The organism is Rhodanobacter panaciterrae (assembly GCF_014651895.1).
In the GTDB taxonomy this organism is placed as follows: Bacteria; Pseudomonadota; Gammaproteobacteria; order Xanthomonadales; family Rhodanobacteraceae; genus Rhodanobacter; species Rhodanobacter panaciterrae.
In genome coordinates, this window is record NZ_BMXT01000004.1 from 72479 (window position 1) to 97411 (window position 24933).

At 65.8% G+C, this 24933-nt stretch carries 25 protein-coding genes; 12 read left to right on the forward strand and 13 right to left on the reverse strand.

The genetic code is table 11. The features are described from left to right. Nucleotides 1-36: 36 nt before the first annotated feature. The 5 genes from IE071_RS14555 to IE071_RS14575 all read right to left on the reverse strand — a co-directional run bounded on the left by IE071_RS14555 (nucleotide 37) and on the right by IE071_RS14575 (nucleotide 6856). Nucleotides 37-1065: a LacI family DNA-binding transcriptional regulator gene (locus IE071_RS14555; protein WP_229792930.1), complete on the reverse strand. Its 1029-nt coding sequence runs from the start codon at nucleotides 1063-1065 to the stop codon at nucleotides 37-39. 153 nt (nucleotides 1066-1218) lie between these two features. Further along, the gene (locus IE071_RS14560; RefSeq protein ID WP_189442205.1) at nucleotides 1219-2640 is read right to left on the reverse strand and encodes a sugar porter family MFS transporter; all 1422 of its coding nucleotides are present in this window, start codon (nucleotides 2638-2640) and stop codon (nucleotides 1219-1221) included. A 103-nt stretch (nucleotides 2641-2743) separates the two neighbouring features. Further along, a complete protein-coding gene (locus IE071_RS14565; RefSeq protein ID WP_189442207.1) occupies nucleotides 2744-4459 on the reverse strand; it encodes a cation:proton antiporter domain-containing protein in 1716 nt (571 codons plus the stop codon). Between the two features lie 166 nt (nucleotides 4460-4625). Next, on the reverse strand, nucleotides 4626-6440 hold the full coding sequence (recQ, locus tag IE071_RS14570) for a DNA helicase RecQ (protein WP_189442209.1): 1815 nt from the start codon (nucleotides 6438-6440) through the stop codon (nucleotides 4626-4628). Between the two features lie 74 nt (nucleotides 6441-6514). Continuing rightward, nucleotides 6515-6856 carry an MGMT family protein gene (locus IE071_RS14575; protein ID WP_189442211.1) on the reverse strand — a complete coding sequence of 114 codons (342 nt, stop codon included), beginning with the start codon at nucleotides 6854-6856 and terminating at the stop codon, nucleotides 6515-6517. A 70-nt stretch (nucleotides 6857-6926) separates the two neighbouring features. On the opposite strand from IE071_RS14575, the gene IE071_RS14580 reads away from it, so the two are divergent. Further along, nucleotides 6927-7331, forward strand: a complete 405-nt coding sequence (locus IE071_RS14580; protein ID WP_189442214.1) for a hypothetical protein — start codon at nucleotides 6927-6929, stop codon at nucleotides 7329-7331. Between the two features lie 6 nt (nucleotides 7332-7337). Here the strand turns inward: IE071_RS14580 and IE071_RS14585 are convergent, their stop codons facing one another. Continuing rightward, nucleotides 7338-8450 carry an inorganic phosphate transporter gene (locus tag IE071_RS14585; RefSeq protein WP_189442216.1) on the reverse strand — a complete coding sequence of 371 codons (1113 nt, stop codon included), beginning with the start codon at nucleotides 8448-8450 and terminating at the stop codon, nucleotides 7338-7340. Nucleotides 8451-8558: 108 nt separating this feature from the next. Further along, entirely contained in the window at nucleotides 8559-9188 is a 630-nt protein-coding gene (locus IE071_RS14590) for a DUF47 domain-containing protein (protein ID WP_189442218.1), read from the reverse strand. A gap of 147 nt (nucleotides 9189-9335) precedes the next feature. On the opposite strand from IE071_RS14590, the gene IE071_RS14595 reads away from it, so the two are divergent. Beyond that, nucleotides 9336-10658: a hemolysin family protein gene (locus IE071_RS14595; protein WP_189442219.1), complete on the forward strand. Its 1323-nt coding sequence runs from the start codon at nucleotides 9336-9338 to the stop codon at nucleotides 10656-10658. Nucleotides 10659-10703: 45 nt separating this feature from the next. Here the strand turns inward: IE071_RS14595 and IE071_RS14600 are convergent, their stop codons facing one another. Continuing rightward, complete coding sequence (locus IE071_RS14600; RefSeq protein ID WP_189442221.1) at nucleotides 10704-11462, reverse strand: RNA methyltransferase; 759 nt, start codon at nucleotides 11460-11462, stop codon at nucleotides 10704-10706. A gap of 125 nt (nucleotides 11463-11587) precedes the next feature. Between IE071_RS14600 and IE071_RS14605 the strand changes: the two genes are divergently transcribed. After that, nucleotides 11588-12391: an inositol monophosphatase family protein gene (locus IE071_RS14605; RefSeq protein ID WP_189442223.1), complete on the forward strand. Its 804-nt coding sequence runs from the start codon at nucleotides 11588-11590 to the stop codon at nucleotides 12389-12391. A 51-nt stretch (nucleotides 12392-12442) separates the two neighbouring features. Here the strand turns inward: IE071_RS14605 and hda are convergent, their stop codons facing one another. From hda to IE071_RS14620, 3 genes are read right to left on the reverse strand one after another with little or no spacing between them, the layout of a single operon-like run. Continuing rightward, nucleotides 12443-13150: a DnaA regulatory inactivator Hda gene (hda, locus tag IE071_RS14610; protein WP_189442225.1), complete on the reverse strand. Its 708-nt coding sequence runs from the start codon at nucleotides 13148-13150 to the stop codon at nucleotides 12443-12445. Beyond that, the gene (locus IE071_RS14615; RefSeq protein ID WP_425503470.1) at nucleotides 13147-14316 is read right to left on the reverse strand and encodes an AI-2E family transporter; all 1170 of its coding nucleotides are present in this window, start codon (nucleotides 14314-14316) and stop codon (nucleotides 13147-13149) included. Before IE071_RS14615 ends, hda begins: the two co-directional genes overlap by 4 nt. 2 nt (nucleotides 14317-14318) lie before the next feature. After that, nucleotides 14319-15308 carry a DUF2066 domain-containing protein gene (locus IE071_RS14620; RefSeq protein WP_189442229.1) on the reverse strand — a complete coding sequence of 330 codons (990 nt, stop codon included), beginning with the start codon at nucleotides 15306-15308 and terminating at the stop codon, nucleotides 14319-14321. A 152-nt stretch (nucleotides 15309-15460) separates the two neighbouring features. Here IE071_RS14620 and purM point away from each other — a divergent pair, with 152 nt between their 5' ends. The 3 genes from purM to IE071_RS14635 are packed head-to-tail and all read left to right on the forward strand — an operon-like array spanning nucleotide 15461 to nucleotide 17926. Next, nucleotides 15461-16489 carry a phosphoribosylformylglycinamidine cyclo-ligase gene (gene purM / locus IE071_RS14625; protein WP_189442231.1) on the forward strand — a complete coding sequence of 343 codons (1029 nt, stop codon included), beginning with the start codon at nucleotides 15461-15463 and terminating at the stop codon, nucleotides 16487-16489. Nucleotides 16490-16511: 22 nt separating this feature from the next. Continuing rightward, nucleotides 16512-17183 (forward strand): phosphoribosylglycinamide formyltransferase, encoded by a 672-nt coding sequence (gene purN, locus IE071_RS14630; RefSeq protein WP_189442233.1) that lies wholly within the window; start codon nucleotides 16512-16514, stop codon nucleotides 17181-17183. Nucleotides 17184-17218: 35 nt separating this feature from the next. Then, on the forward strand, nucleotides 17219-17926 hold the full coding sequence (locus IE071_RS14635; RefSeq protein ID WP_189442235.1) for a DUF3108 domain-containing protein: 708 nt from the start codon (nucleotides 17219-17221) through the stop codon (nucleotides 17924-17926). Nucleotides 17927-18006: 80 nt separating this feature from the next. On the opposite strand, the gene murA is transcribed toward IE071_RS14635, so the two are convergent. Then, a complete protein-coding gene (gene murA / locus IE071_RS14640; protein ID WP_189442237.1) occupies nucleotides 18007-19266 on the reverse strand; it encodes a UDP-N-acetylglucosamine 1-carboxyvinyltransferase in 1260 nt (419 codons plus the stop codon). Between the two features lie 81 nt (nucleotides 19267-19347). Continuing rightward, nucleotides 19348-19590: a BolA family protein gene (locus IE071_RS14645; protein ID WP_189442238.1), complete on the reverse strand. Its 243-nt coding sequence runs from the start codon at nucleotides 19588-19590 to the stop codon at nucleotides 19348-19350. Between the two features lie 210 nt (nucleotides 19591-19800). Between IE071_RS14645 and IE071_RS14650 the strand changes: the two genes are divergently transcribed. The 6 genes from IE071_RS14650 to IE071_RS14675 all read left to right on the forward strand — a co-directional run bounded on the left by IE071_RS14650 (nucleotide 19801) and on the right by IE071_RS14675 (nucleotide 24927). Beyond that, nucleotides 19801-20811, forward strand: a complete 1011-nt coding sequence (locus IE071_RS14650) for a KpsF/GutQ family sugar-phosphate isomerase (RefSeq protein WP_189442240.1) — start codon at nucleotides 19801-19803, stop codon at nucleotides 20809-20811. Nucleotides 20812-20891: 80 nt separating this feature from the next. After that, nucleotides 20892-21440, forward strand: coding sequence for a KdsC family phosphatase (locus tag IE071_RS14655; protein WP_189442243.1), 549 nt, complete (start codon nucleotides 20892-20894; stop codon nucleotides 21438-21440). Next, nucleotides 21437-22039, forward strand: a complete 603-nt coding sequence (gene lptC / locus IE071_RS14660; RefSeq protein ID WP_189442245.1) for an LPS export ABC transporter periplasmic protein LptC — start codon at nucleotides 21437-21439, stop codon at nucleotides 22037-22039. Before IE071_RS14655 ends, lptC begins: the two co-directional genes overlap by 4 nt. After that, nucleotides 21996-22643 (forward strand): lipopolysaccharide transport periplasmic protein LptA, encoded by a 648-nt coding sequence (lptA, locus tag IE071_RS14665; RefSeq protein ID WP_189442247.1) that lies wholly within the window; start codon nucleotides 21996-21998, stop codon nucleotides 22641-22643. The genes lptC and lptA overlap by 44 nt, the downstream gene beginning before the upstream one ends. 3 nt (nucleotides 22644-22646) lie before the next feature. After that, complete coding sequence (gene lptB / locus IE071_RS14670; protein ID WP_189442249.1) at nucleotides 22647-23366, forward strand: LPS export ABC transporter ATP-binding protein; 720 nt, start codon at nucleotides 22647-22649, stop codon at nucleotides 23364-23366. 97 nt (nucleotides 23367-23463) lie between these two features. After that, nucleotides 23464-24927, forward strand: coding sequence for an RNA polymerase factor sigma-54 (locus tag IE071_RS14675; RefSeq protein ID WP_189442333.1), 1464 nt, complete (start codon nucleotides 23464-23466; stop codon nucleotides 24925-24927). The last annotated feature ends 6 nt before the right edge of the window (nucleotides 24928-24933 follow it).

The window sequence follows — 24933 nt, forward strand, 5'->3', positions numbered from 1 at the left end:
GCCGATGGCACTACCAGGCCGCGTCAACCCCGCAGCTCAGCGCAGGCTCGACCGCCGCACCATCAGCTTCACCGGCAACACCTCGCTGTCAGCCGGCTCGCCGCGGATCAAGGCGAGCAGGCTGTCGACGAGCACTTCACCGGCCTGCTTGGTGTCCTGCAATACGGTGGTCAGCGGCGGGTTGACGAAGCTGGCCATGGCAATGTCGTCGAAGCCGGCCAGCGCCACATCCTGCGGCACGCGCAGGCCGTGATCGCTGAGCGCACGCATGGCGCCGATCGCGATCAGGTCGCTGGCGGCGAATACCGCATCGAAACCGGCCTCGCGGGTGATCAGGTTGCGCATCGCTTCATAGCCGGAGCGTTCGGTGCTCTCGGCATTTTCCTGCAGCGCCGGGTCGACCTCCACACCAGCCTGCTGCAGGGCATCGGCATAGCCGCGATAGCGTCCGAAGAATTCCGGGTAGTGGCTGGAGGCGTCGCCGAGGAAGGCGATGCGGCGGCAGCCGCGCTCCAGAAGGTGTTCGGCCACAACCTGGCCGCCGCGGAAGTTGTCGCTGCCGATCGAGACGCCCGGCTGGTCCGGCAACACCGCGCCCCAGCGCACGAAACGGGTGCCCTGGGCGACCAGTTTTTCCAGCTTGTCGGTATAAGCCAGATAGTCGCCGTAGCCGAGCAGGATCAGGCCATCGGCTTTCTTGCTGTCGGCAAAATCGGCGTGCCAGTCGCGCGAGAACTGCTGGAACGAGATCAGCAGGTCGTAGCCCTGCAGCGCGCAGGCACGGGTGATCGAGCCGAGCATCGACAGGAAGAACGGGTTGATGTGCGACTCGTCGGCGGTGGGGTCTTCGAAGAACAGCAGCGCCAGCGTGCCGGTATGCATCCGACGCAGGTTGGAGGCGTTCTTGTCGAGTTTGTAGTTGAGCTGTTCGGCCGCGGCCTCGATGCGCCGGCGGGTTTCCTCATTGACCAGCGGACTGCCACGCAGCGCACGCGACACGGTGGCCTGGGAAACCCCGGCCAAGTGGGCGATGTCGATCGAGGTGGACTTTCCCTTCATCTGCAGCCTGATCCGGAATCCGCCCAACCGACCGTGAAGCGCCGTGGGCTGATCCGAATCCTAGCTGCTTTGCGCGCAGCCTGCCGCCCACCGCTCCGGTGGCAGCCACAAGCCGGCTGCGGAGACCGCCGACCGTCTGACGATCTGGCTTTGAAGCCCTCAGGCTTGCATGTCCTCCAGCTCGATCCCCTTGGTCTCACGCACCGCGTACAGCACGAACAGCAGCGACAGCAGCGCAAAGCCGGCGTACAGCCCGTAGGCGAAGGTAAGCCCGATCTCGGCCAGCGCCGGGAAGCTGCTGGTGATCGCGAAGTTCGCCAGCCACTGCGCCGCCGCGGCCACCGCCAGCGCGGTGGCGCGGATCCGGTTCGGGAACATCTCGCCCAGCAGCACCCACACCACCGGACCCCAGCTCACCCCGAAAAACACCACATAGGCATTCGCGGCAATCAGCGCGACGATGCCGGTGGCACCGGGCAGGCTGAGCGTGGCACCGCTGCCCGTCGCCTGCGAGAAGCACCACGCCATCAACCCCAGGGTGATCGCCATGCCGGCCGAACCGATCACCAGCAAGGGCTTGCGGCCGATCCGGTCGACCAGGGCGATCGCCACCAGCGTCACCAGCACGTTGACGATCGAGGTAGCCACCGTGATCGTGAACGAGTCGGCCTCGCTGAAGCCGACCGAATGCCACAGGGTCGACGAGTAATAGAAGATCACGTTGATGCCGACGAACTGCTGGAACACCGACAGCAGGATGCCGATCCACACCACCGGCAACAGGCCGGCAGCCTTGCCGAGCAGATCGCTGAGGCGCGGCTGATGCTCGGAACGCAGGCTGTCCTCGATGTCGTGCAGTTTGCTGTCCAGCGCGGCTTCGTCGTGCAGGTTCAGCACACTGCGCAGCACCACCTTGGCTTCGGCCAGACGGCCCTTGGCCACCAGATAGCGCGGTGACTCCGGCACGCCCAGCACCAGGGTGCCGTAGACCAGCGCGGGCAGCACCGCCGCCAGGAACATCCAGCGCCACGCGGCCAGCCCCAGCCACGACGGCAGCGACGAACCGCCGGCCGCACCGGCCAGCCACGCATCACTGAGCAGCGCGGCGAAGATGCCAAGCACGATCGCCAGCTGCTGCATCGAGCCGAGTCGGCCACGAATGTATGCGGGCGACACTTCGGCGATATAGGTCGGTGCGATCACCGAGGCCACGCCGACGCCGATGCCGCCGACCAGTCGCCACAGAATCAGTTGCCACACGGCACCGGCCAGTCCCGAGCCCAGCGCACTGGCGACCAGCAGCACCGCGGCCACCTGCATGGTGCGCACGCGACCCCAGCGGTTGGCCAGCATGCCGGCATACCAGGCGCCCAGCGCCGAACCGAGCAAGGCGCACGACACCGCGAAACCGGTCTGTGTGGCATCCAGCGTAAAGGCGCCACGGATCGCATCGACTGCGCCGTTGATCACCGCCGTATCGAAACCGAACAGGAAGCCACCCAGCGCCGCTGCGGCCGAGATCAACACCACCCGCGTGGTGGCATGCTGGTCCGATCCATCTGTCGCGTGCACTGTGCTCATCGCGTCTCCCCAACGTCATGGCATAAAGATGTACGCCGAGTCTGCACTGCGGCCTTGGCCATGTCCGGCTGAATACGTATGCAGCCGGATGGGACGGCGTGGATCAGGCCGCGTCCGGCGTGACCGTCTGACCGGCCTGCCCCGCACGCAGATGTTCGAGCATGCCGCGCGCCAGTTCGGACTGTGCCAGTACCACCAGGTCGGCACCCTGCTGCTGCAGGTGCGCCTCGCTGGCCGCGGAGTCGGCGCGCGCGATGATCTGCAACCGCGGATTGGCCAGCCGCGCCACTCGCACCACCTCGCCGCTCTCGAACGCATCGGGCACGGTCACCACCAAAGCGCGCGCGTGGGCGAGATTGGCCGCTTCCAGCACATCGTCCCGCGCCGCGTTGCCGACGATCGTCGCGATGCCGTGCTGATGCAGCATCGCGACACGCTCCTTTTCCTCTTCCAGTACAAGCACCGCCTGACCCTGATCGTGCAACGCCTCGCCGATCAGCCGCCCCACACGACCGTAGCCGGCCACCACCACATGTGCGCTCAGCGTGCTGGTGATCAAAATTTCGGGGGGCGTTGCGATGATCGTGGCGGCGTCATGACCACGTTGCCGTGCCTCGCGCGCATCCAGCCATGGCTTCGCGCGATCGAGCAGCTTGAACAGCAGCGGATTGAGCAGGATCGACAGGATCGCGGCGGCCAGCAGCACGTCCTGCGCCTCTTTCGAGACCAGGTTCTGCACCACGCCCACGCCGATCAGGATGAACGAGAATTCGCCGATCTGCGCCAGGCTGGTGGCGATCGTCAGCGCGGTGCGCAACGGACGTCCGGACACCAGCACGATGCCGAACGCGGCCAACGACTTGCCGAGCACCACGATCAGCAGCGCCGCCAGCACCACCCATGGCTGGGTCAGCACCACCTGATAGTTGAACAACATGCCGATCGAGACGAAGAACAGCACCGCGAACGCATCGCGCAGCGGCAACGTTTCCTCGGTGGCGCGCTGAGCCAGCTTCGACTCGCCCATCATCATGCCGGCGAAGAACGCACCCAGTTCGAACGACACCCCGAACAGACCGGCCGCCCCAAACGCCACACCCAGCGCGATCGCCAGCACGGCCAGACGAAACAGTTCGCGCGAACCGGTATATGCGACGACCTTGAGAATCCACGGGATCAGCCGCTTGCCGACCACCAGCATCAGCGCCACGAACAGCGCCACCTTGCCGATAGTGAACGCGACCGTGCCGGCGATCGCGCCGAACGACAACGCGGCGCCACCTTGCGTGCCACTACCCAGCGCCAGCCCGATCGCCGGCAGCAGCACCAGCGCCAACACCATCGCCAGGTCCTCGACGATCAGCCAGCCGACCGCGATGCGGCCGCGTTCGGTTTCCATCAGGCGGTGCTCTTCCATCGCCCGCAACAGCACCACCGTGCTGGCCACCGACAGCGCCAGACCGAACACAAAGCCCTGCGCAAACGGCCAGCCCAGCGCCCAGCCCAGCAGCATGCCGAGCACGGTGGCGACCGCCATCTGGCCGAGCGCGCCGGGGATCGCGATGTTCTTGACCGACAGCAGATCCTTCAACGAAAAGTGCAGGCCGACACCGAACATCAGCAGCACCACGCCCACCTCGGCCAGCTGATGCGCCAGATGCCCGTCGGCGACGTAGCCCGGCGTGAACGGCCCGACCACCACACCGGCCATCAGATAACCGGCCAGTGGCGGCAGCCTCAGTTTGTGCGCCAGCGCAGCAAACACGAAGGCCAGCACGATGCCGCTGACGAGGGTGGCGATGAGTGGGGCGTCGTGCATGCGCGATCCTTTCAGTGCAACGATGGAAACCGCACGACGTGACAGCCGCGCGACATGCAGAGGTGTGCGCCGCCGTCGTCCGACGCTGGCCTGCACGTGCAAGATCCTTCAGTTGTAAGGGCGATCCATGGCCAGCGCAAGCGCCACGGGAACTTTGAACAGGCGCTTATTCCTGCGCGTTGATGACTGCCAGAAAATCGCGGCCGTAACGCTTCAGCTTGGCCTCGCCGACACCGCTGATGGTGGCCAGCTCGTCCTCGTTCGCCGGCAGCGCACGCAGCATCGCCAGCAAGGTGGCGTCGTGGAACACCACGTACGGCGGCACGCCCTGCTGCTTGGCCAGCTGCGTGCGCAGCGCGCGCAGTTCGTCCCACATCGACTGCTCGTAGGCTTCGATGCCGAGGCTGCCGCCGGTCACCAATTTACTGTCGCGGCGGCGCCGGCTGCCACGCTCTGGCCGCGCATCCTCGCGCAGCTTCACCGGCTTGCCGCCGCTGAGCACGGCGCGACTGGCGGCGGTCAGCCGCAGCGTGCCGTAGCCTTCGACATCCGCTTCGAGCAGGCCGGCAGCGAGCAATTGGCGAAACACCGAGCGCCACTGCTTCTCGTCCATCTCGGCACCGATGCCGAACGTGCTGAGACGATGATGGTCGAGGCTGAGCACACGCTCGGTTTCCTCGCCGCGCAACACGTCGATCACGTGGCCGGAGCCGAAACGCTGGCCGGTGCGATACACCGCCGACAGCGCCTTCTGCGCCGGCACGGTGGCGTCCCACGTCTTCGGTGGAGCGATGCAGTTGTCGCAATGGCCGCAGGGGCCGGGATAGGTCTCACCGAACGTGCCGAGCAGCAGCTGGCGACGGCAATCGGTGGCCTCGGCATAGGCCAGCAGCGACTCCAGCTTCTGCCGCTCGACCCGCTTGCGCTCGTCGGCAGACTCCGACTGCGCGATCATCTGACTCATCGTCACCACGTCGGACAGGCCGTAGATCATCCACGCCTCAGCCGGCAGGCTGTCGCGGCCGGCGCGACCGGTTTCCTGGTAGTAGCCCTCGATGCTGCGCGGCAGGTCCAGGTGCGCCACGAAGCGCACGTCGGGCTTGTCGATGCCCATGCCGAACGCGACCGTGGCGACCATCACCACGCCGTCCTCACGCAGGAAACGCTTCTGGTTTTTCGCGCGCGTCGGCGCGTCGAGGCCGGCGTGATACGGCAACGCCTCGACACCCATTTCAGCCAGCCATTCGGCGGTGTCGCCCACCTTCTTGCGACTGAGGCAGTACACGATGCCGGACTCGCCCTGATGTCCCTGCAGGAATTCGGTGAGCTGACGCTTCGCGTTGTGGCGCAGGCCGACCCGGTAGCCGATGTTCGGTCGGTCGAAACTCGACACGAACTGGCGCGCGTCCTGCAACGACAGACGCTCGACGATCTCCTCGCGCGTGCGCGGGTCGGCGGTGGCGGTGAGCGCGATCCGCGGCACCGCGGGGAAGCGCTGATGCAAGATCGCCAGCTCGCGGTATTCCGGACGGAAATCGTGACCCCACTGCGATACGCAATGCGCTTCGTCGATCGCGAACAATGCCACTTCGGTGCGCTCGAGCTGACCGAGGAAGCGCTGGGTCAGCAACCGCTCCGGCGCCACGTAGAGCAGGTTCAGTTCGCCGGCCAGCAACTGCCGCTCGACCTCGCGCTGTTCGTCCGCACCGAGACTGGAGTTGAGATACGCGGCGGCCACGCCGGCCTCGCGCAGCGCGTCGACCTGGTCCTGCATCAGCGCGATCAGCGGCGACACCACGATGCCGGTGCCCTGGCGCAGCAGCGCGGGGATCTGATAGCACAAGGATTTGCCGCCGCCCGTCGGCATCAGCACCAGCGCGTCACCACCTTCGCTCAGATGCTCGACGACGGCCTGTTGCTGGCCGCGGAAACTGGAATAACCGAAAACGCTTTGGAGCAGGTCGAGGGCAGAGGCATTCATCGGCCACATGCTACCAAACCGGGCCAGCCGACCCGACGGCAAAGCCTGTGGCGTATCGTCAGAGCCGCCGCCATTCAGGCGTCCGGCATGCCCCACAAAGCGTGGTCGAGATCACCGTCCAGGCCGAATCGCGACAGTGGCACGCGGCCATTCTTCACCTCGACGCCTTCGGCCCGCAGCAGCCGGGATTGCTCGCGAAAACCACAACTGCCCGGCGGCATCGCGATGTGGCCGCTGGAACGCAGCACGCGATACCACGGCAGTTCCATGCCATCGGGCACTTCGCCGAGCAGCCGGCCGACCAGTCGCGCCCGTCCCGGCAGGCCCGCGCGGGCGGCAATGGCGCCATAACTGGCCACGCGACCGGGCGGAATCGCGGCGATGGCAACGTAAATACGGGTGGCGGGATCGTTCATGGCAGGCGCGACTTGGACACGGAGTCGTGTCAGAGTAGCAGTGCTTTTCGCCAGCCAAGGAAGTCGCACCATGCGCCACTTCGAAGCCGTGCGTTCCCATATCGGCAGCCAGCACGAGCTGCGCCACAACGATCCGTATCTGATCAGTTTCGATCTGGAACTGGCGCATGAGCGCCATCAGGGCATCTATCTGGCCGAACTCGAGGACGAAGCGGGCCGCCGTTACCTGCGCATCTCCACTCCGATCGGTCCGCTCGCCGGCACCGATCCCAACCGCTGCCTGCGCTTCAATTGGCAGCAGCGCACCGGCTTTCTGGCGGTGGCCGATCTGGACGGTTCACCGTACCTGCATCTGTGCGAGAACCGCCCCTACGAATATCTCGACACTGCCGAACTGCAGCGCGTGGTGCGCGAGCTGGGCACGTTGGGCGACCAGCTGGAACAGATCATCGCCAGCGGTGGTGACGCGCTCTGAGCCGAATCAGGACACCATCTTGACCAGCATCACCAACCCGTAGGCCAGCAACGCGGTGATCGGCAGGGTCAGGATCCACGCCCACACCATCCGTTCGACCACCGACCAGCGGATCGCATTGAAACGCTTGGCCGCGCCCACGCCCATGATCGAGGCGGACACGTTGTGGGTGGTCGACACCGGGATGCCGAACGCCGAAGCGGTGAGGATCACCAGCGCGGAACTGGTCTCGGCGGCAAAACCGTTGATCGGATGCAGCTTGACCATCTTGTGGCCGAGCGTCTTGATGATGCGCCAGCCGCCACCGGCAGTGCCGGCAGCCATGGTCAGCGCGGACACCACTTTCACCCACACGGGAATGGCGAAGCCACCAGCCGGATTCTCGTCGATGCGCAGGAAATCCAGCCACGCCGGTAGCTGGTCGAACTGATGCGCGGCGGTGGCGCCGGCCAATGCCAGCGCGATGATGCCCATGCTCTTCTGCGCGTCGTTCATGCCGTGCGCCACGCCCATCGCGCTGGCCGAAACGATCTGCGCCTTGCCGAAGAAGGAGTTGACGAACGGCGTGCGCCCGAACCGGCGCAACCAGCCGTGCCGATTCGCGAACCAGGCCAGCAGCGCGTACAAGCCGCCCATCAGGAGGAAGCTGATGACGAAACCAGCCGCCGGCGACATCACCATCGGGATGATCACCTTGGGAATCACGCCATGGCCCTTCAGCCAGCTGTCCTCGATCCAGATCACCGAGGCGAAATTGTTGTCCGAAGCCGCCAGCGCCGCGCCCACCAGCGAACCGACCAGCGCATGGCTGGAGCTGGACGGCAGGCCCAGCCACCAAGTGATCAGGTTCCACACGATCGCCCCGAGCAGCGCGCAGATCAGCAACTGCGAGCCCATCTCGACCACGCCGACATTGATCAGCCCCGACGCGATCGTGGCCGCGACCGCCGTGCCCATGAACGCGCCGATGAGGTTGGTGCCGGCAGCCAGCAACACCGCCTGACCGGGGGTGAGCACCTTGGTCGCCACCACCGTGGCGATCGAGTTGGCGGTGTCGTGGAAGCCGTTGATATAGGTGAAGACGAGCGCGATCACCACCACCGCGATGACGATGCTCATGCGCGAGCTCCGCTCAGCAACTGGAGGTCACGTGGTACTGGCATCACGCCCGACAACGTCGGCATCGCGGCGGGGCAATGCAGAATACGCAAGGTCACGGCGGCGGCCTCAGGAGTTCTTCAGCACGATCGAATAGACGATGTTGCCGACGTCGCGGCACTTGTCGATGGCTTTCTCGATCAGCTCGAACAGGTCTTTCGCCAGCATCGCGCGCATCACGTCACCACCTTCGATGTACAGCGTGCGATACGGCGCCAGCAGCATGCGGTCGCCTTCCGACTCCAGCGCCTGCAAGCGATCCTGCAGCTTCTTCACCGGGTCGATGCGCAGGCCGCGACGCAACTCGCCGATCATCTCCGCAACGACTTCGCTGGAACGCTGCAGCACCTGCGCGCGTTGGGCGAAATCCACCCCGACCAGACGATCGGCCACGATCTCGTAGCGTTCGGCAAACTTCTCGATGGTCTTGGGAATCTTGTACAGCGCCGAGTTCAGTGCCTCGATGTCCTCGCGGTCGAGCGCAGTGACGAACGTGTTCACCAGTCCCTCGCTGATCTGCGCCGCCAGTTCTTTCTCGCGGGCACGCGTGGCGGTGAAAGCCGCCATGACCGAACCGCCAGCGGGGTTGGTCAGCAGCTCATGCAGGGCCTTGGCGCTTTCGTGGGCGGTGGCGGCGCTCTGTTCAAGCAGCCCGTAGAACTTGTCGCCTTTGCCGAAAATCGTCTGCAGTGAAAACATGCGGGCCACGCCTGAGGGGAAACAGAGTGACGGGAATGTTACAGGACTGCCATGCTGCCCTGCATCAACACCCGGAACTCCCGGCGTGAAGTGTTGGCCCCGCAGCCCTTACACTGTACCCATGCGCCCTCCCCCATCTAGCCCACGATGCTGACCGAAATTGCGCTCGTCCTCGTGCTGGCCCTGTGCAATGCCTTCTTCGCGCTATCGGAGATGGCACTCGTCGCCTCGCGCAAGAGCCGTCTCAGACAAATGGCCAAAACCAGCCGCGGTGCCGCGCTGGCCCTGCGCCACGCCGAGGCCCCGGAACACTTCCTGTCCACCATCCAGGTCGGCATCACCCTGCTGATGCTGATCACTGGCGCAATCGCCGGCGATGCACTCGGCGGCCATATCGCCGATGCGCTGCAAGGCGAGCAACTGGCGTGGTTGGCTCCGTACAGCCGGATCCTCGGCATCGTGCTCGGCTTCGTGCTGATTTCGTTCATCCAGATCGTGATCGGCGAACTGGTGCCAAAGCGGTTGGCGCTGTCGGCTCCGGAACGGTTCTCGTCGTACGCAGCGTTCCCGATGCTGCTGCTGTCACGGCTGACCTTGCCATTCGTGTGGCTGCTGAATGTGTCGAGCAACCTGCTGTTGCGGCTGATGCGGGTCAAACAGCACGGCCAGGGCGTAGTCACCGAGGAAGAGATTCGCCTGTTGGTGGCTGAAAGTGCCGAACAAGGCGTGCTCGATCCGGACGAGCACAACATGGTCAACCGCGTGCTGCGCCTGGGCGACCGTACGGTGGACAGCGTGATGACGCCGCGCATGCGCATCGCCTGGCTGGATACCGCTGCCACCCGTGAAGAGAACATTGAAGTGCTCCGAGCAACTCCGTATTCGCGCTATCCGGTGTATCGGGGCGACGAGAGCGAAGTGGTCGGTGTGGTCGAGGTGAAGCGCCTGCTGCACAGCTTTGCCGACGGCAAGCTGGAGCTGTTCGATCACCTGTCCAAGCCGCTGTTCGTGCCAGCTACCGCGCGCGCGCTGGATCTGCTGGAAGAGTTCCGCGACGCCGAAACGCCGCTGGCGCTGGTGGTCGACGAGTATGGCGACATCGAGGGCGTGGTCACGGTCAACGACCTGCTCGCTGCGGTAGTCGGCGCCAGCCAGATCGGCCACAACGGCGCCGACGACAACGCACCGATCATGCAGCGCGCGGATGGCAGCTGGCTGATCGACGGCAGCCTGTCCACCGACGATCTGCGCGAACTGCTGCAGGTCGGCGAATTGCCCGGCGAGGACGAGCACGAATACCGCACCGCCGCCGGCATGGTGATGACGGCGCTGGGCCATGTGCCGCAGACCGGTGAAGTGTTCGCCTGGCACGGCATCCGCTTCGAGGTGGTCGACCTCGATGGTGCCCGCATCGACAAGCTGCTGGTCACGCCCGCACCGTCGCTGGAACTCTCGGACGACGAGCAGTAGCGCAACTGTCCCTCCCCTGCATCGCAGGGGAGGGAGAAAATCTGGTTACTTGTTCTTCGCCAACCCCGCCATCCGCTGCGCGTCAGCCAGAATGCCGTGCAACACCCGCAACTCGCGCTCATCCGGCTGCGCACGCTGGAACAGCTTGCGCAGGCGCAACATGATCGTGGTCGGCTCGCGCCCCTTGTGGAACTCGATCTCGTCCAGCGTCTGCGCCAGATGCCGGTAGAACTGCTCCATCTGCGCCGCATCGGCTGGCGGCTCGTCGTGCGCTGGCGGCAACGGCGCGGGTGCGTCGCCGAGCATCGCCACGCGCAGCTCATAGGCCATCACCTGCACGGCCTGTGACAGGTTGAGTGAACTGAAATCGTCCACGCTGGGAATCCGCACCATCGCATGGCAGCGCGCCAGCTCATCGTTCTCCAGTCCGGTGCGCTCGTTGCCGAACACCAGCGCCACCTGTTCGCCGCGAGCCGCCGCGGCCAGTACCTGTTGCGCGGCCTCGCGGGGGGGAATCTCCGGCAGGTTCACTCCGCGCCGGCGCGCCGACAAGCCCAATGCCAGGCTGGTCCCCGTCAGGCTGTCGACCAGGTCAGCGTGGATGCCGGCCTTGGCCAGCACCTCGTCCGCGCCAGCGGCCAGCGCACTGGCCTCCGGATCGGGAAAGCGGTGCGGCGTCACCAGTTCCAGCCGGGTGAAACCCATCGTGCGGATCGCCCGTGCCGCACTGCCGATATTGCCCGGATGCGAGGTACGTACCAGCACGTAGCGGATGCGGGCGGTGAGGTCGTATAGATCGGTCATCTGGTGCATGGCTTGGCGGTAAGTAGCTGACAAGGATAATGGACACGGGGCAGCTGCGGCCCGGTCCGGCCCCAGCTCTGCTAGAATCGCCGACCGCAAACCCGCTCTCTTCCAAAGTCGAAACCATGGCCAGACCACACGTCACGATCGCGGCGCGCGCCGCGCGTTCTGCAGGCAATGTGATCCTGCGCTACATGAACCGCATCGACGGCCTCAACATCGTCGAGAAGCAGCAGCTCGATTTCGTCTCCGAAGTCGACAAGCTGGCCGAGGCGGAGATCATCAAGGAATTGCGCCGCGCCTACCCCGACCACGCCATCCTCGCCGAGGAAAGCGGCGCGACCGGCAAGGGCCCGCTGACCTGGGTGATCGACCCGCTCGATGGCACCCACAACTACCTGCGCGGCATCCCGCACTTCAGCGTGTCTATCGCGCTGCTGGAGAAGGGTGTGCCGATCCACGCCGTGGTGTTCGACCCGCTGCGCGACGAGCTGTACACAGCCAGCAAGGGCGACGGCGCCTATCTCAACGACCGCCGCATGCGCGTCTCCAAGCGCGAGAACCTCGGCGGCGCGATGATCGCCACCGGCTTCCCGTTCCGCCAGCGCGAGCACCTGGTGCCGCAACTCGACATGACCCGCGCCATCCTCGGCCAGGCCGAAGACATCCGCCGCTCCGGCTCCGCCGCACTCGACCTGGCCTACGTCGCCGCCGGCCGCTACGACGGCTACTTCGAGATCGGCCTGAAGCCGTGGGACATGGCTGCCGGCGTGCTGCTGGTGCACGAGGCCGGTGGCCGCTACTGCGACTTCGCCGGCCGCGACGGCATCCCCGAAAGCGGCAACATCATCGCCGGCAACCTCAACGTGGCCAAGGCGATGGTCGATGCGATCGGGCAGCAGGCGACGCCGGTGTTGCTCAAGGCTTGAGCGGTTTGTTCGATTGAAACAGTGAAGGCGCCCTTGGGCGCCTTCACTGTTTCAGGGAGAGGCTTCGCCCGTTTCGCGCAGGAAGCCACGCAAGAACGGCACCGTGATTCGCCGCTGCGCGGCGAGCGACGCCACATCCAGCCGGTCGAGCAGATCAAGCAACGCGCCGAGGTCGCGTGCATAACGGGCGAACAGCCAGTCCAGCACGTTGTCGTCCAGTTCGATGCCGCGCGAGGCGGCCTGCGCTTTCAGTACGGCGCGGCGTTCGTCGTCGTCGAGCGGCTTGAGCGCGAACTGGGTGCAGGCGCCGAGACGGGAACGCAGGTCGGGCAGTTCGATACCGAGCTGGGCTGGCGTGGCATCGGCGGCGAATAGCAGTGCGCTGCCTTCGGCGCGGGCACGGTTGTACAGGTCGAACAGCGCATGCTCTGCTTCGCGGTTGCCGGCGATGGCGCCGAGATCGTCCAGCGCCAGCAGTTCGCTGCCGGCGACGCCACGCAGGGCAGCCACATGATCGCCCAGCGTCGCCAGCGGCAGATACTGCACGCGCCGGCCGGCGGCGCTGGCCGCCTGGCAGGCCGCCATCAGCAGATGACTGCGACCGCTGCCGCTGGCGCCGTGCAGGTAGATCCACGGCGCAGCGGGCTCCAGCGCGAGCGCCTGCACCGCGGCCAACGCGACCGCATTGGCGCCAGCGTGGAAATGTTCAAAGCGCTGGCGACGCGGCCAGCGCAGCGCCAGCGGCAGCTGCGGGATCATGGTTCGGCCCGTTCGTCCTGCGATGGCTTGACGATGGTGTCGGTCTCGACCTCGCCATCCTGACGCACGGTGGCATCCACTTCGGCGATCACCGGATCGTCCGGCCCCTCTTCGGTATACAGCTCGCTCAACCGGTAGCGTTCGAGCAGATAGCGCAGCAGCACCATGATCACCGACGCCGCCGGCAACGCCAGCAACACGCCGAGGAAGCCGAACAGGTAACCGCCGGCCAGCACCGCGAAGATCACCGCCACCGGATGCAGGCCGATCTTGTCGCCGACCAGCTTGGGCACCAGTACATAGCCTTCCAGCAGCTGGCCGACCATGAACACGCCGCAGACCAGCAGCACGTGGGTCCAGTCCCCGTATTGCACCAGCGCGGCGATGATTGCCGCGACGAAGCCGATGATGAAACCCAGGTACGGCACGAAGCTGAGCAGGCCGGCGACCAAGCCGATCAGCAAGCCGACCGACAGTCCGACCAGCCCCAAACCAACACCGTAGAACACGCCCAGCGCCAGCATCACCAGCAATTGGCCGCGCACGAAGGCACCGAGGATCTTGTCGGACTCGCGCGCCAGATGCGCGACGGTCGGCTGGATCGAGCGCGGCAGCATGCGGTCGATGGTGGCGACCAGGCGGTCCCAGTCGCGCAGCAGGTAGAACGCCACCACCGGGATCAGCACCAGGTTGGTCATCCACATGACGACGCCCAGCCCGGAGCGCGAGACCTTGCCCAGCACCGTCGTGGCGACATCGCCGATCGAGCCGATATGTGCCTTGATCGCGGCCAGCAGGCGGTCACTGTCGAACGTGTGCGGGTCCAGATGCAGGCGCGCCTGCAGCCACGGCCACGCCACGTTCTGCGCCCACTCGCCGTAGCGCGGCAGGTTCTCGACCAGGTTCTCGACCTGGCGTGCGATCAGCGGGATCAGCAGCAGCAACACGCCGATCACCACGACCAGCAGCACCGCGAAAACGATGGTGGCTGCCCAACTGCGGTTCAGCCCGAGCCGCTCCAGCCGGTCCGCCAGCGGATCACCCAGATAGGCCAGCATGGCGGCGACCGCAAACGGCATCAGCACCGGCGCCAGCAGCCAGATCAGGTAGACGATGACCGCCGCGATGGCGAACAGCTGCCAGCGGCGCGAACTGTCCTGATTCATGTTCAATGCCCCGGCAGCCAACGCAGGTTCGCGTCGGCACCGGCATGCGGCTCACCCTGCAACAGCAGGCGGCCACCGGCAGCGAGATTTGCGGCCAGTCCGCTCATCGGCACGGACGCCTTGACGTGCAGCAGCACGGCATCGTTCTCCGCGCCCAGCGTCGTGACCTGCTTGATCGAGGGGTCGGCCTGCAGGGTAGCCAGCAGGTTCGCGTAATCCGTCGCCGAAGCCAGCCCGCTGACCCACAGCTTGCCTTCGCTGGGGCCGGCGCCGATCACATTGAGCTGCTTGCCGATGTGATCGACCATGCTGTTGCCGGCATCGCCGAGCAACACGTCCCGGGTCGCGCCCTGGCTGCTCCAATGCTGCGGCTGGCCACCGGAAATCAGCGTCCAGTCGGCGCCACCGTCGTGCAGCTTGCCGAGCAGGACCAGGCCGGTGTGGTACTGCTGGTTGATCGTTGCCAGTGCGGCCGGATCGGCGCTGGCGACCTTTGCCGTATCGGGCGCACCGGCGGCATCGGGATACACCACGTTGGTACCGCGCGCGGCCGCTGCCGTGGCCAGGCCGGCCAGTGCCGCCTGATTCAACAAGTGGCCATCACTGCCCTGCACCAGCAGCAGGACCGGCGGCTTGATACCCGCGCTGGTCACGCCAAGCTTCGACACCAGCCGGCGCACCGAACCCGGATCGAAGTCCACATTCAGGATCATGCCGGTGGCGGCGCGCTGGTACTGGAATTTCTTCACGATCGAGCTGGCTTTGCCGAGCGCATCGGCATAACCGGCGTTGCTGCGCAGATCCTGGCCACCGGCAATCCGCGTCAGCACCTGCCCGAGCGCGGTAGCGAACGCCTGATCGCGTTGCGCGTCGCTGGTGTCGGCCACCGGCACGACGACCGAATACGGCGAGCCCGAACTCTGTGCATGCAGCGGCGACAGTGCGGCAAAACCCAGCAACAGGACGACGATGAGCAGGCGGGACAGGCGCATGGGGGTGGGCATCTTCGGAGGAAAGCTTCTGGAAGTCTGCCCAATCGCGCCTCCAGCGTCCATCGGAGCCGTCACCAAACCAGCATTCGGCGACCGGCAACGACGCCACAAGCTGCTAAACTTGCGCGTTTCATCCACGCCGGTTCTTCGCCATGTCTGACGCCCTCACCTACCGCGCCGCCGGCGTTGACATCGACGCTGGCAATGCGCTGGTCGAACGCATCAAGCCGCTGGTCAAGCGCACGATCCGCCCGGAAGTGATGGGCGGACTGGGCGGCTTCGGCGGCCTGTTCGACCTGTCCGGCCGCTACAAGGAACCGGTGCTGGTATCCGGCACCGACGGCGTCGGCACCAAGCTGAAGCTGGCGCAGATCCTCAACCGTCACGACACCATCGGCATCGACCTGGTCGGCATGTGCGTCAACGACGTGCTGGTGCAGGGCGCCGAGCCGCTGTTCTTCCTCGACTACTTCGCCACCGGCAAGCTCGATGTGGATACCGCGGTGGCCGTGGTCGGCGGCATCGCGAAAGGCTGCGAACTGGCCGGCTGCGCGCTGATCGGCGGCGAGACCGCCGAGATGCCGGACATGTATCCGCCGGGCGAATACGACCTGGCCGGCTTCACCGTCGGTGCGGTGGAGAAGTCGCAGATGCTCAGCGGCGACGGCATCGTCGCCGGCGACGTGGTCCTTGGTGTGGCTTCGTCCGGCCCGCACTCGAACGGTTATTCGCTGGTCCGCAAAATTCTCGAGCGCGCCGGCAATCCTCTCGATCTCGATCTCGGTGGCGTAAAGCTGGCCGACGCATTGATGGCGCCGACGACGATCTACGTGAAGTCGATGCTGGAGTTGCTGAAAAGTGAGTCCGTGCACGGCATGGCCCACATCACCGGTGGCGGCTTGAAAGAGAACATCATCCGCGTGGTGCCAGACGGTCTCGGCATCGCACTGGATGCCAGCACCATCGTGCTGCCACCGGTGTTCGACTGGCTGATGCGCGAAGGCAACGTGGCGCGCGAGGAAATGTGGCGGACGTTCAACTGCGGCGTCGGCTTCACCGTGATCCTGCCGCGCGATGCCGTCAGCGCTGCTTCGGCGCTGCTGGCGAAACACGGCCTGGCCAGTTCGGTGGTCGGCGAGATCGTGCCGGCGCAAGGCGACGAACGCGTGCATATCGGCTGACCACGACTCCGCAACGCCTTCGATGACTACGCCACTGCCACGCGTCGCCGTGCTCGCCTCCGGGCGCGGCAGCAATCTTGCCGCGCTGCTCGAAGCGCGTGAGCGTGGCGAACTGCCGGTCGAGTTCGTGCTGGTCGGCAGCGACAAGGCCAGCGCCGGCGCACTGCGACTGGCCGAAGCGGCCAATATCCCCACGCTGGCGCTCGATCCGCGCAGTTATCCGGATCGGCGCGCGTTCGATCTGGACCTGTTCGCCCGCATCAGTGCCAGCGGCGCCGAGTGGCTGGTGCTGGCCGGCTTCATGCGCATCCTCGATGGTGAGGCGCTGACGCCGTGGGTTGGCCGGATGATCAATATCCATCCGTCGCTGCTGCCGAAATACCGCGGCCTGCATACCCATCGTCGCGCGCTGGAAGCGGGCGACCATGAGCACGGCGCCAGCGTGCACTTCGTCACCGCCGAACTGGACGGCGGCCCGGTGATCGCACAGGCGCGCCTCGCGATCGCTGCTGGCGACGATGAACACAAACTCGCGCTACGACTGTTGCCGCTGGAACATCGGCTGCTGCCGGCCGTGCTGGGTTTGTTGGCCAATCGACGCCTGCAATGGGATGGCCACGCGGTGCGATTCGACGGACAGCTTTTGCACAAGCCGCTGGTACTCGGCGATGAAGGCCTGCAGCCGGCAGAGTGATCCCCGGTTCAGCCCGGCGCCGGCAGACTCGGCGCATGACTATCCGAACCCTGCTTGCTCCCCTGATCGGCCTCGGCCTGCTGCTCGGCACCCAGGCCACCCTCGCCGCTGCGCCCGGCGCCTTCACCGCCACCTATAACGTGTCGCAAGGCGGCGAGCCGATGGGCGTCGCCACCGTCACCCTGCGCAACGCCGGCAACGGCGAATGGGTCTACAGCAAGGACGTCAAGAGCACCGGCGGACTGGCGGCGATGCTCGGCGCCAGCCTCACCGAGGCCTCGCGCTTCCGCTGGAAAGGTGATGCACCCGAAGCGATCCGCTACGACTACCAGTTGCAGACCGGCATCAAGAACAAGCAGCGGCACATGACCGTGGATTGGGCCAGCAATCAGGTGACCCTCGACGAAGGCAAGGGTCCGCAGACCTATCCGGCCAGCCCCGGCATGGTCGAGCGCAATACCACGTCACTGGCACTTGGCCTGGCACTGCGCGACGGCAAGCAGCAGATCACCCTGCCGGTCGCCGTGCGCCAGCAGGTGCAGACGCAGAGCTTCAAGGTGACCGGCAAGGAAGCCGTCAAGGTTCCGGCCGGCAGTTTCAACGCCGAGCGGATCGACCGCACCGACGCCGAACGCGGTTTCAGCGCGTGGTATGTACCGGCCCGCTACCTGCTGCCGGTGAAATTGTCGCAGCACGACGGCGGTGATCTGACGATGGAGCTGGTGAGCTACCGCGCCAACTGAAGGCAACTTCAGATTTGCCCGGCAACCCGACATAAAAAAGCCCGGCATTGCCGGGCTTTTTGTTTGCGACGATCAACGACTCAGTTCGGCAGACGCCGAATCTTCGCGCCGAGCACGCCGAGTTTCTCCTCGATGTTCTCGTAGCCGCGGTCGATGTGGTAGACGCGGTCGACGATGGTGTCGCCCTTCGCCACCAGACCGGCCAGCACCAGGCAGGCCGACGCGCGCAGGTCGGTCGCCATGATCGGCGCACCGCTCATCTGCTCGACGCCCTGCACCACGGCGGTGTTGCCTTCGAGCTGGATGTTGGCACCCAGTCGCTGCAATTCCTGCGCATGCATGAAGCGGTTCTCGAACACCGTCTCGGTGACCACACCGGTGCCTTCGGCGACGCAGTTGAGCGCGGTGAATTGTGCCTGCATGTCGGTCGGAAACGCCGGGTACGGCGCGGTGCTGATATTGACCGCCTTCGGCCGGCGCCCGCCCATGTCCAGCTCGATCCAGTCGTCGCCGGTCGAGATGTGCGCACCGGCCTCTTCCAGCTTGGCCAGCACGGCGTCGAGCGTGTTGGCGCGCGCGTGCCGCGTGCGTACCTTGCCGCCGGTCATCGCCGCGCCGACCAGGAAAGTACCGGTTTCGATGCGGTCGGGCAGCACATCGTATTCAGCACCGTGCAAGCGCTCGACGCCGTGGATGATCATGGTCGAGGTACCGGCGCCTTCGATCTGCGCGCCCATCGCGATCAGGCAGTGGGCCAGATCGACCACCTCGGGTTCCTGCGCGGCGTTCTCGATCACCGTAGTGCCTTGCGCCAAGGTGGCGGCCATCATGATGTTCTCGGTACCGGTGACGGTGACCATGTCCATCTGGATGTGCGCGCCCTTGAGCCGCTTCGCCTTTGCCTTGATGTAGCCGTTCTCGACCGTGATGTCGGCGCCCAGCGCCTGCAGGCCACGGATGTGCTGGTCGACCGGGCGCGAACCGATCGCGCAGCCGCCCGGCAGCGAGACCTCAGCCTGGCCGAAACGTGCCACCAGCGGGCCGAGCACCAAGATCGATGCGCGCATGGTGCGCACCAGGTCGTACGGCGCGATGCAGGTGCTGGTGGTGCGCGGATCGACGTGCATCTTCATGCGGTCGTCCAGCACCAACTGCACGCCCATCTGGCCGAGCAGTTCGATGAACGTAGTGACGTCGTGCAGATGCGGCACGTTGCCGATGCTGACCGGCTCATCGGCCAGCAGGCAGGCGGCGAGAATCGGCAGCACGGCGTTCTTGGCGCCGGAAATACCGACCTCGCCATTGAGCGGCACGCCGCCACTGATCAGGATCTTGGCCATCGTTGTTCCTAACTTGTGCGCTCCTCCATGAGCGCAAAGAAGAACCGGCATCCATGCCGGACTTTTCAATTCGAGCGGAAATCACCCTTGGCGCGCTGCGGCTTCCTCGGGTGTGAGGGTTTTCAGCGCCAGCGCGTGGATCGCGCCGCCCATCAGGTCGCCCAGCGTGGCATACACCAGCCGATGCCGCGCCAGCGGCAACTTGCCGGCGAACTGGCTGGCCACCACAGTGGCCTCGAAATGCACGCCATCGGCGCCACTGACCTCGGCCTGGGCACCGAGCAGGCCGTTTTCGATCATTGCCTGGATGCTGGCTGAGTCCATCGGGGGCGTTCCATACGAAGCTTGAGTCGGCAAAGACGTGGATTCAGCCGTTGCTGGAATCCATTGCGCTGACTTATGACGTTAAAATACGAATGTGCCATGGTAATGGAAATCCGCTGGCGCAGAAACGACAACGGTCCCAGATCAGCACAACCGGCGCCTCGTCCCATGGCGTCAGCGGCACCTGATCCCTCCTTTTACCGAGCCTCCATGAACGCACGCATCGCCTCGCCCGCCCCGATCGACCTGAGCCCGGACGCCATCACGCGCAGCGCGCGCACGGTGATTGCCACCGAAGCGGCCGCGGTGCACGCGCTGGAGCCGAGGATCGGGACGGACTTCGTCGAGGCCTGCCGGCTGATCCTGGCCTGCAAGGGCCGCGTGGTGGTCAGCGGCATGGGCAAGTCCGGCCATGTGGCGCGCAAGATCGCCGCCACCCTGGCCTCGACCGGCACGCCGGCGTTCTTCGTCCATCCGGGCGAGGCCAGCCACGGCGACCTCGGCATGATCCTGCCGCAGGACGTGGTGCTGGCGCTGTCCTACTCGGGCGAGACCGACGAGCTGCTGTTCATCCTGCCGGTGATCAAGCGCCAGGGCATCCCGCTGATCGCGATCACCGGCAAGCCCGGCTCGTCGCTGGCAAGCCAGGCCGACGTGCATCTGGATGGCAGCATTTCCAGCGAAGCCTGCCCGTTGGGTCTGGCGCCGACCACCAGTACCACGGTCGCGCTGGTGCTGGGCGATGCGTTGGCGATCGCGCTGCTGGAAGCGCGCGGTTTCACCTCGGACGATTTCGCCCGCTCGCACCCGGCCGGCGCGTTGGGCCGGCGCCTGCTGCTGCGCATCAGCGACGTGATGCACAGTGGCGACGACGTGCCACGCGTATCGCCGGACTCAGGCATCACCGCCGCGCTGGTCGAGATGACCCGCAAGCACCTAGGCATGACTGCGGTAGTCGACGCCGATCAACGTTTGCTTGGCGTATTCACCGACGGCGATCTGCGTCGCGCGCTGGACGACGAGGGCGTGGACCTGCGCGGCGCCACCGTGGCCGAACTGATGACTCGCGGCCCCAAGACGATCGGTGCCGACAAGCTGGCTGCGGAAGCGGCGCAGCTGATGGAAAAGCACCAGATCCACGCCTTGCTGGTGGTCGACGATGAACAGCGCGTGGTCGGCGCATTGAACATTCATGATCTGCTCCGTGCGCGTGTGGTCTGATCCCGACTCTGATTTGCCTTGGCAAATCAGAAAAATCAAACACGCCGCTCTTGACTTGGCTCCCCCAGAACACCAAAGCCGTGCCCATCAACTACCTCGCCAACCTCTCCGCTGACCTCCTCGCCCGTGCCGCCAAGATCCGGCTGGCAGTGTTCGACGTGGACGGCACCCTGACCGACGGTCGCCTGTGGTACGGCGAAGACGGCCGCGAGACCAAGGTGTTCCACGTGCACGACGGGCTCGGCCTGAAGCGTCTGCAGGCGAACGGCGTGCAGGTTGCGTTGATCACCGCGCGGATCAGCCACCCGGTGGCGCTGCGCGCCGAAGAACTGGACATCGCCCACGTCTACCAGGGCCAAGGCGACAAGCGTGCCTGCCTGCAGGAACTGCTCGACGCGCTGCATCTCACCACCGAACAGGTCGCCTTCGTCGGCGACGACCTGCCCGACCTGCCGCCGATGCGCATCGCCGGGCTGGCCGTGGCGGTGGCGAACGCGCACCCGTGGGTGGCCGAGGCAGCGCATTGGCAGACCACCAAGGGCGGCGGCATGGGTGCCGCGCGCGAAGTGTGCGATCTGATCCTGCACGCGCAGGGCAAGAGTGTCGCCGAGCGGGAGCGCTGGCAGTGAGCCTGCTCCTCTGGCTGCGCGACCGGCGGCTGCCGGCCGCGATCATCGTGTTGGCACTGGCTGCCGGCGCGGCTCAAATACTGCTGTGGTGGATCGGCCCGGCGCCGAAGGCCAACGACTTTGTCGGGCCGCCACGTTCCGGCTACACCCTCACCAACTTCCGGATGTGGTCCTACGGTCTCGACGGCCTACCCGCCTTCCGGATGCAGTCGCCGCACCTGGAACGCCACGAGGGCGACGAGTCGCTGTACATCAATTCGCCCAAGTTCGAGCTGCCTTCCAACGAGGCCGGCGTACCGGACTGGCTGGGCGAGTCGCTGTACAGCTGGGTCGACAAGAGCGGCACCCTGATCAAGCTGCAGGGTCCGGTTTACATGCACCGGCCGGCTTTTGCCGGCACGGACGCCGCGGAAATGCACACCAGCGAGGTCACTGCGTGGCCGAAAGAAAACCGCATGGAAACTGCCGCGCCGGTGCAGATGGTGCAAGGCGCCACTACAATGAGTGGAACCGGCATGCGTGCCAGTCTCAACGACAATCACCTGGAGTTGCTCGATGACAGCCACGGCTCGTTCCCACCGCGCAAGCGCAAGTCGTAAGTTCGCCGTCGGCCTGCTCTGGGCCGCGCTGTTGGGTCTGCTGCCAGGGCTCGCGCTGGCCAAGAAGTCCGATCGCGAACAGCCGCTGAACTATGTGGCCAAGACCACCAATGCCTTCAACGCGCCAAACACGATCACCACGCTCACTGGCAGCGTGAAGATCACCCAAGGCACGCTGCTGGTCACCGGCGACGTGGCCAAGCTGTACCTGGACGCCGACACCCAGATTTCCCGCGTGGTGGTCACCGGCAATCCGGCGCATATCCAGCAGCTGGACGAGAACAACAATCTCATGCAGGGCGATGCCGCCACGCTCGACTATGACAACATCCATGGCATCGCCGTGCTCAGCACCCACGCTTCGGTGAAGCAGCAGGGTCGCGGTGAATTCCACGGCGACAAGCTGACCTACAACACCGATACCAGCCTGATCACCGGCGAATCCAATGGCACCGGACTGGTATCGGGCACCATCATGCCCAAGCTCAAGCCGGCCGCAGCCACGCCGGCCAAGCCCGCTGCGCCTGCACAGACCACGACACCCACCACGCCGGCCACCGTTCCGGCCCACAGTGCCTCGACCTCCATACCGGGGCAGCCGTAACCGATGCTATCTGCCGAAGGTCTGCAAAAAAGTTTCAAGGCACGTCAGGTCGTGCGCGACTTCGCTTTCTCGATCCGCGAGGGGGAGGTCGTCGGCCTGCTTGGCCCCAACGGCGCCGGCAAGACCACCTGCTTCTACATGGTGGTCGGCCTGATTGAGGCCGATGCCGGCACCATCAAGCTGGACATGCAGGACATCACCAGTCTGCCGATGCACTCGCGCGCCAAGCTCGGCATCGGCTACCTGCCGCAGGAAGCGTCGGTGTTCCGCCGGCTCAGCGTGGCCGACAACATCATGGCCGTGCTGGAACTGCGCGACGGCCTCAGTGCGCAACAGCGCAGCACCGAGCTGGAGAGCCTGCTCGATGAACTGAAGATCGCCCATATCGCCGGCCAGAAAGGCATCAGCCTGTCCGGCGGCGAACGGCGCCGGGTCGAGATTGCCCGCGCGCTGGCCGCGCAACCGCGCTACATGCTGCTGGATGAACCCTTCGCCGGCGTCGACCCGATCTCGGTCGGCGAGATCCAGCGCATCGTGCGGCACCTGAAGGAACGCGGCATCGGCGTGCTGATCACCGACCACAACGTGCGCGAGACGCTCGGCATCTGTGACCGTGCCTATATCCTCAACGACGGCGAAGTGCTGTCACGCGGCACTCCAGCGCACATCCTCGCCGATGAAAAGGTGCGCGAGGTGTATCTCGGACGCGAGTTCCGTCTCTGATTTACCTGTCGTGGTTTCCTTCTGATTCGTCAGCTGGCTATGGCTGCGCCTTCGGGCAAGCGTTAGGATGGCCGCGAGTTCCTTCGACCCGGCTGGCATGAAACCCGCACTGCAGTTTCGCCTCCATCAGCAACTGACCCTGACGCCGCAATTGCAGCAGGCGATCCGTCTGTTGCAGCTGTCGCAGCTGGAGCTGGAAGCGGAGTTGCGCCAGATCGCCGAAAGCAATCCGTTGCTGGAATTCGCCGAGGAAATCGAGGACGACGAAGCGGTCGACAACGCCGAGGCCGAAAGCGAATACCCGAGCGCCGAGAGTGTCGCCGCCACCAGCAGCAGCGAACACGATGGCGACGACGTCAGCGACTGGGCCGACGGCGGCGGTGTCGCCGAAGCGCCGATCGACTTCTCCAGCAGCAGCGTCAGCAGTGGCTCCAGCTCACGCAATGACGAAGACTTCGAGCCGCAGAACGCCGCGCCGGAAACCCTGCAGCAACATCTGCTGTGGCAGCTCAACCTGGCCTCGTTCAATCCGCGCCAGCACCTGATCGCCACCGTGTTGATCGACGCGCTGAATACCGCCGGTTATCTGACCGAGGGACTGGACGCGGTACTTGCCGCACTGCCGGCCGATCTCAACGCCACCCTCGACGAAGTCGACGCCGTGCGCCGCCAGCTGCAAGGCTTCGACCCTGCCGGCGTGGGCAGCCTCGACCTGCGCGACTGTCTGCGCGTGCAGCTGGAACAATTCGACCCAGACACGCCGCAACGCGAGCTGGCGCTGCGCATGGTCGACACCGAGCTGGAGCTGCTCGCGCGCAACGACATCGCCCGACTCGCACGACGTCTGCGTGCCAGCGAGGACGATGTCGCGGCGGCGGCGGTGCTGATCCGCAGCCTCGATCCGCGCCCCGGCGCAGCACTCGATGCCACCCCGGTGGAATACGTCGCACCGGATGTCTACGCGTTGCGCGACGGCAGCCGCTGGCGGGTCAGCCTGAATCCGGACGCGCAGCCACGGCTTGGCTTGAATCAGCATTACTGCGGCCTGATCGCCCGCGCCCGCGGTGAGGATGCCAGCTGGATGCGCGGCCAGCTGCAGGAAGCGCGCTGGCTGATCAAGAGTCTGGAATCGCGTGCCGAAACCCTGCTCAAGGTCGCCGATGCGATCGTGCGGCGGCAGAGCGCGTTTCTCGACTACGGTCCCGAAGCGATGCACCCGCTGGTGCTGCGCGAGGTGGCCGAGGAAGTGGGCATGCACGAGTCCACCATCTCGCGCGTCACCACCCGCAAGTACCTGCACACGCCGCGTGGTACGTTCGAACTGAAGTATTTCTTTTCCAGCGGTGTCTCCACCGAGGATGGCGGCAGCGCCTCAGCCACCGCGATCCAGGCCATGCTGCGCAAGCTGATCGACGCCGAGGATGCGCGCAAGCCACTGTCCGACCAGGCGATTGCCGAGGAGCTTCAACGCAAGGGTATCCAGGTGGCCCGTCGCACCGTGGCCAAATACCGCGAGGGACTGCGCATTCCCACCTCCAGCGAACGTCAACGCGCCAGTTGACCCGTG

Coding starts and splice junctions, on each gene's coding strand:
- IE071_RS14620 (WP_189442229.1), bottom strand. CDS start 15,308: ATGCGCCTGTCCCGCCTGCTCATCGTCGTCCTGTTGCTGGGTTTTGCC.
- IE071_RS14590 (WP_189442218.1), bottom strand. CDS start 9,188: ATGTTTTCACTGCAGACGATTTTCGGCAAAGGCGACAAGTTCTACGGG.
- IE071_RS14675 (WP_189442333.1), top strand. CDS start 23,464: ATGAAACCCGCACTGCAGTTTCGCCTCCATCAGCAACTGACCCTGACG.
- IE071_RS14585 (WP_189442216.1), bottom strand. CDS start 8,450: ATGAGCATCGTCATCGCGGTGGTGGTGATCGCGCTCGTCTTCACCTAT.
- IE071_RS14600 (WP_189442221.1), bottom strand. CDS start 11,462: ATGACCGATCTATACGACCTCACCGCCCGCATCCGCTACGTGCTGGTA.
- IE071_RS14635 (WP_189442235.1), top strand. CDS start 17,219: ATGACTATCCGAACCCTGCTTGCTCCCCTGATCGGCCTCGGCCTGCTG.
- IE071_RS14565 (WP_189442207.1), bottom strand. CDS start 4,459: ATGCACGACGCCCCACTCATCGCCACCCTCGTCAGCGGCATCGTGCTG.
- murA (WP_189442237.1), bottom strand. CDS start 19,266: ATGGCCAAGATCCTGATCAGTGGCGGCGTGCCGCTCAATGGCGAGGTC.
- IE071_RS14580 (WP_189442214.1), top strand. CDS start 6,927: ATGCGCCACTTCGAAGCCGTGCGTTCCCATATCGGCAGCCAGCACGAG.
- IE071_RS14560 (WP_189442205.1), bottom strand. CDS start 2,640: ATGAGCACAGTGCACGCGACAGATGGATCGGACCAGCATGCCACCACG.
- lptB (WP_189442249.1), top strand. CDS start 22,647: ATGCTATCTGCCGAAGGTCTGCAAAAAAGTTTCAAGGCACGTCAGGTC.
- IE071_RS14575 (WP_189442211.1), bottom strand. CDS start 6,856: ATGAACGATCCCGCCACCCGTATTTACGTTGCCATCGCCGCGATTCCG.
- IE071_RS14650 (WP_189442240.1), top strand. CDS start 19,801: ATGAACGCACGCATCGCCTCGCCCGCCCCGATCGACCTGAGCCCGGAC.
- IE071_RS14595 (WP_189442219.1), top strand. CDS start 9,336: ATGCTGACCGAAATTGCGCTCGTCCTCGTGCTGGCCCTGTGCAATGCC.
- IE071_RS14645 (WP_189442238.1), bottom strand. CDS start 19,590: ATGGACTCAGCCAGCATCCAGGCAATGATCGAAAACGGCCTGCTCGGT.
- purN (WP_189442233.1), top strand. CDS start 16,512: ATGACTACGCCACTGCCACGCGTCGCCGTGCTCGCCTCCGGGCGCGGC.
- hda (WP_189442225.1), bottom strand. CDS start 13,150: ATGATCCCGCAGCTGCCGCTGGCGCTGCGCTGGCCGCGTCGCCAGCGC.
- lptA (WP_189442247.1), top strand. CDS start 21,996: ATGACAGCCACGGCTCGTTCCCACCGCGCAAGCGCAAGTCGTAAGTTC.
- recQ (WP_189442209.1), bottom strand. CDS start 6,440: ATGAATGCCTCTGCCCTCGACCTGCTCCAAAGCGTTTTCGGTTATTCC.
- purM (WP_189442231.1), top strand. CDS start 15,461: ATGTCTGACGCCCTCACCTACCGCGCCGCCGGCGTTGACATCGACGCT.
- IE071_RS14615 (WP_425503470.1), bottom strand. CDS start 14,316: ATGAATCAGGACAGTTCGCGCCGCTGGCAGCTGTTCGCCATCGCGGCG.
- IE071_RS14605 (WP_189442223.1), top strand. CDS start 11,588: ATGGCCAGACCACACGTCACGATCGCGGCGCGCGCCGCGCGTTCTGCA.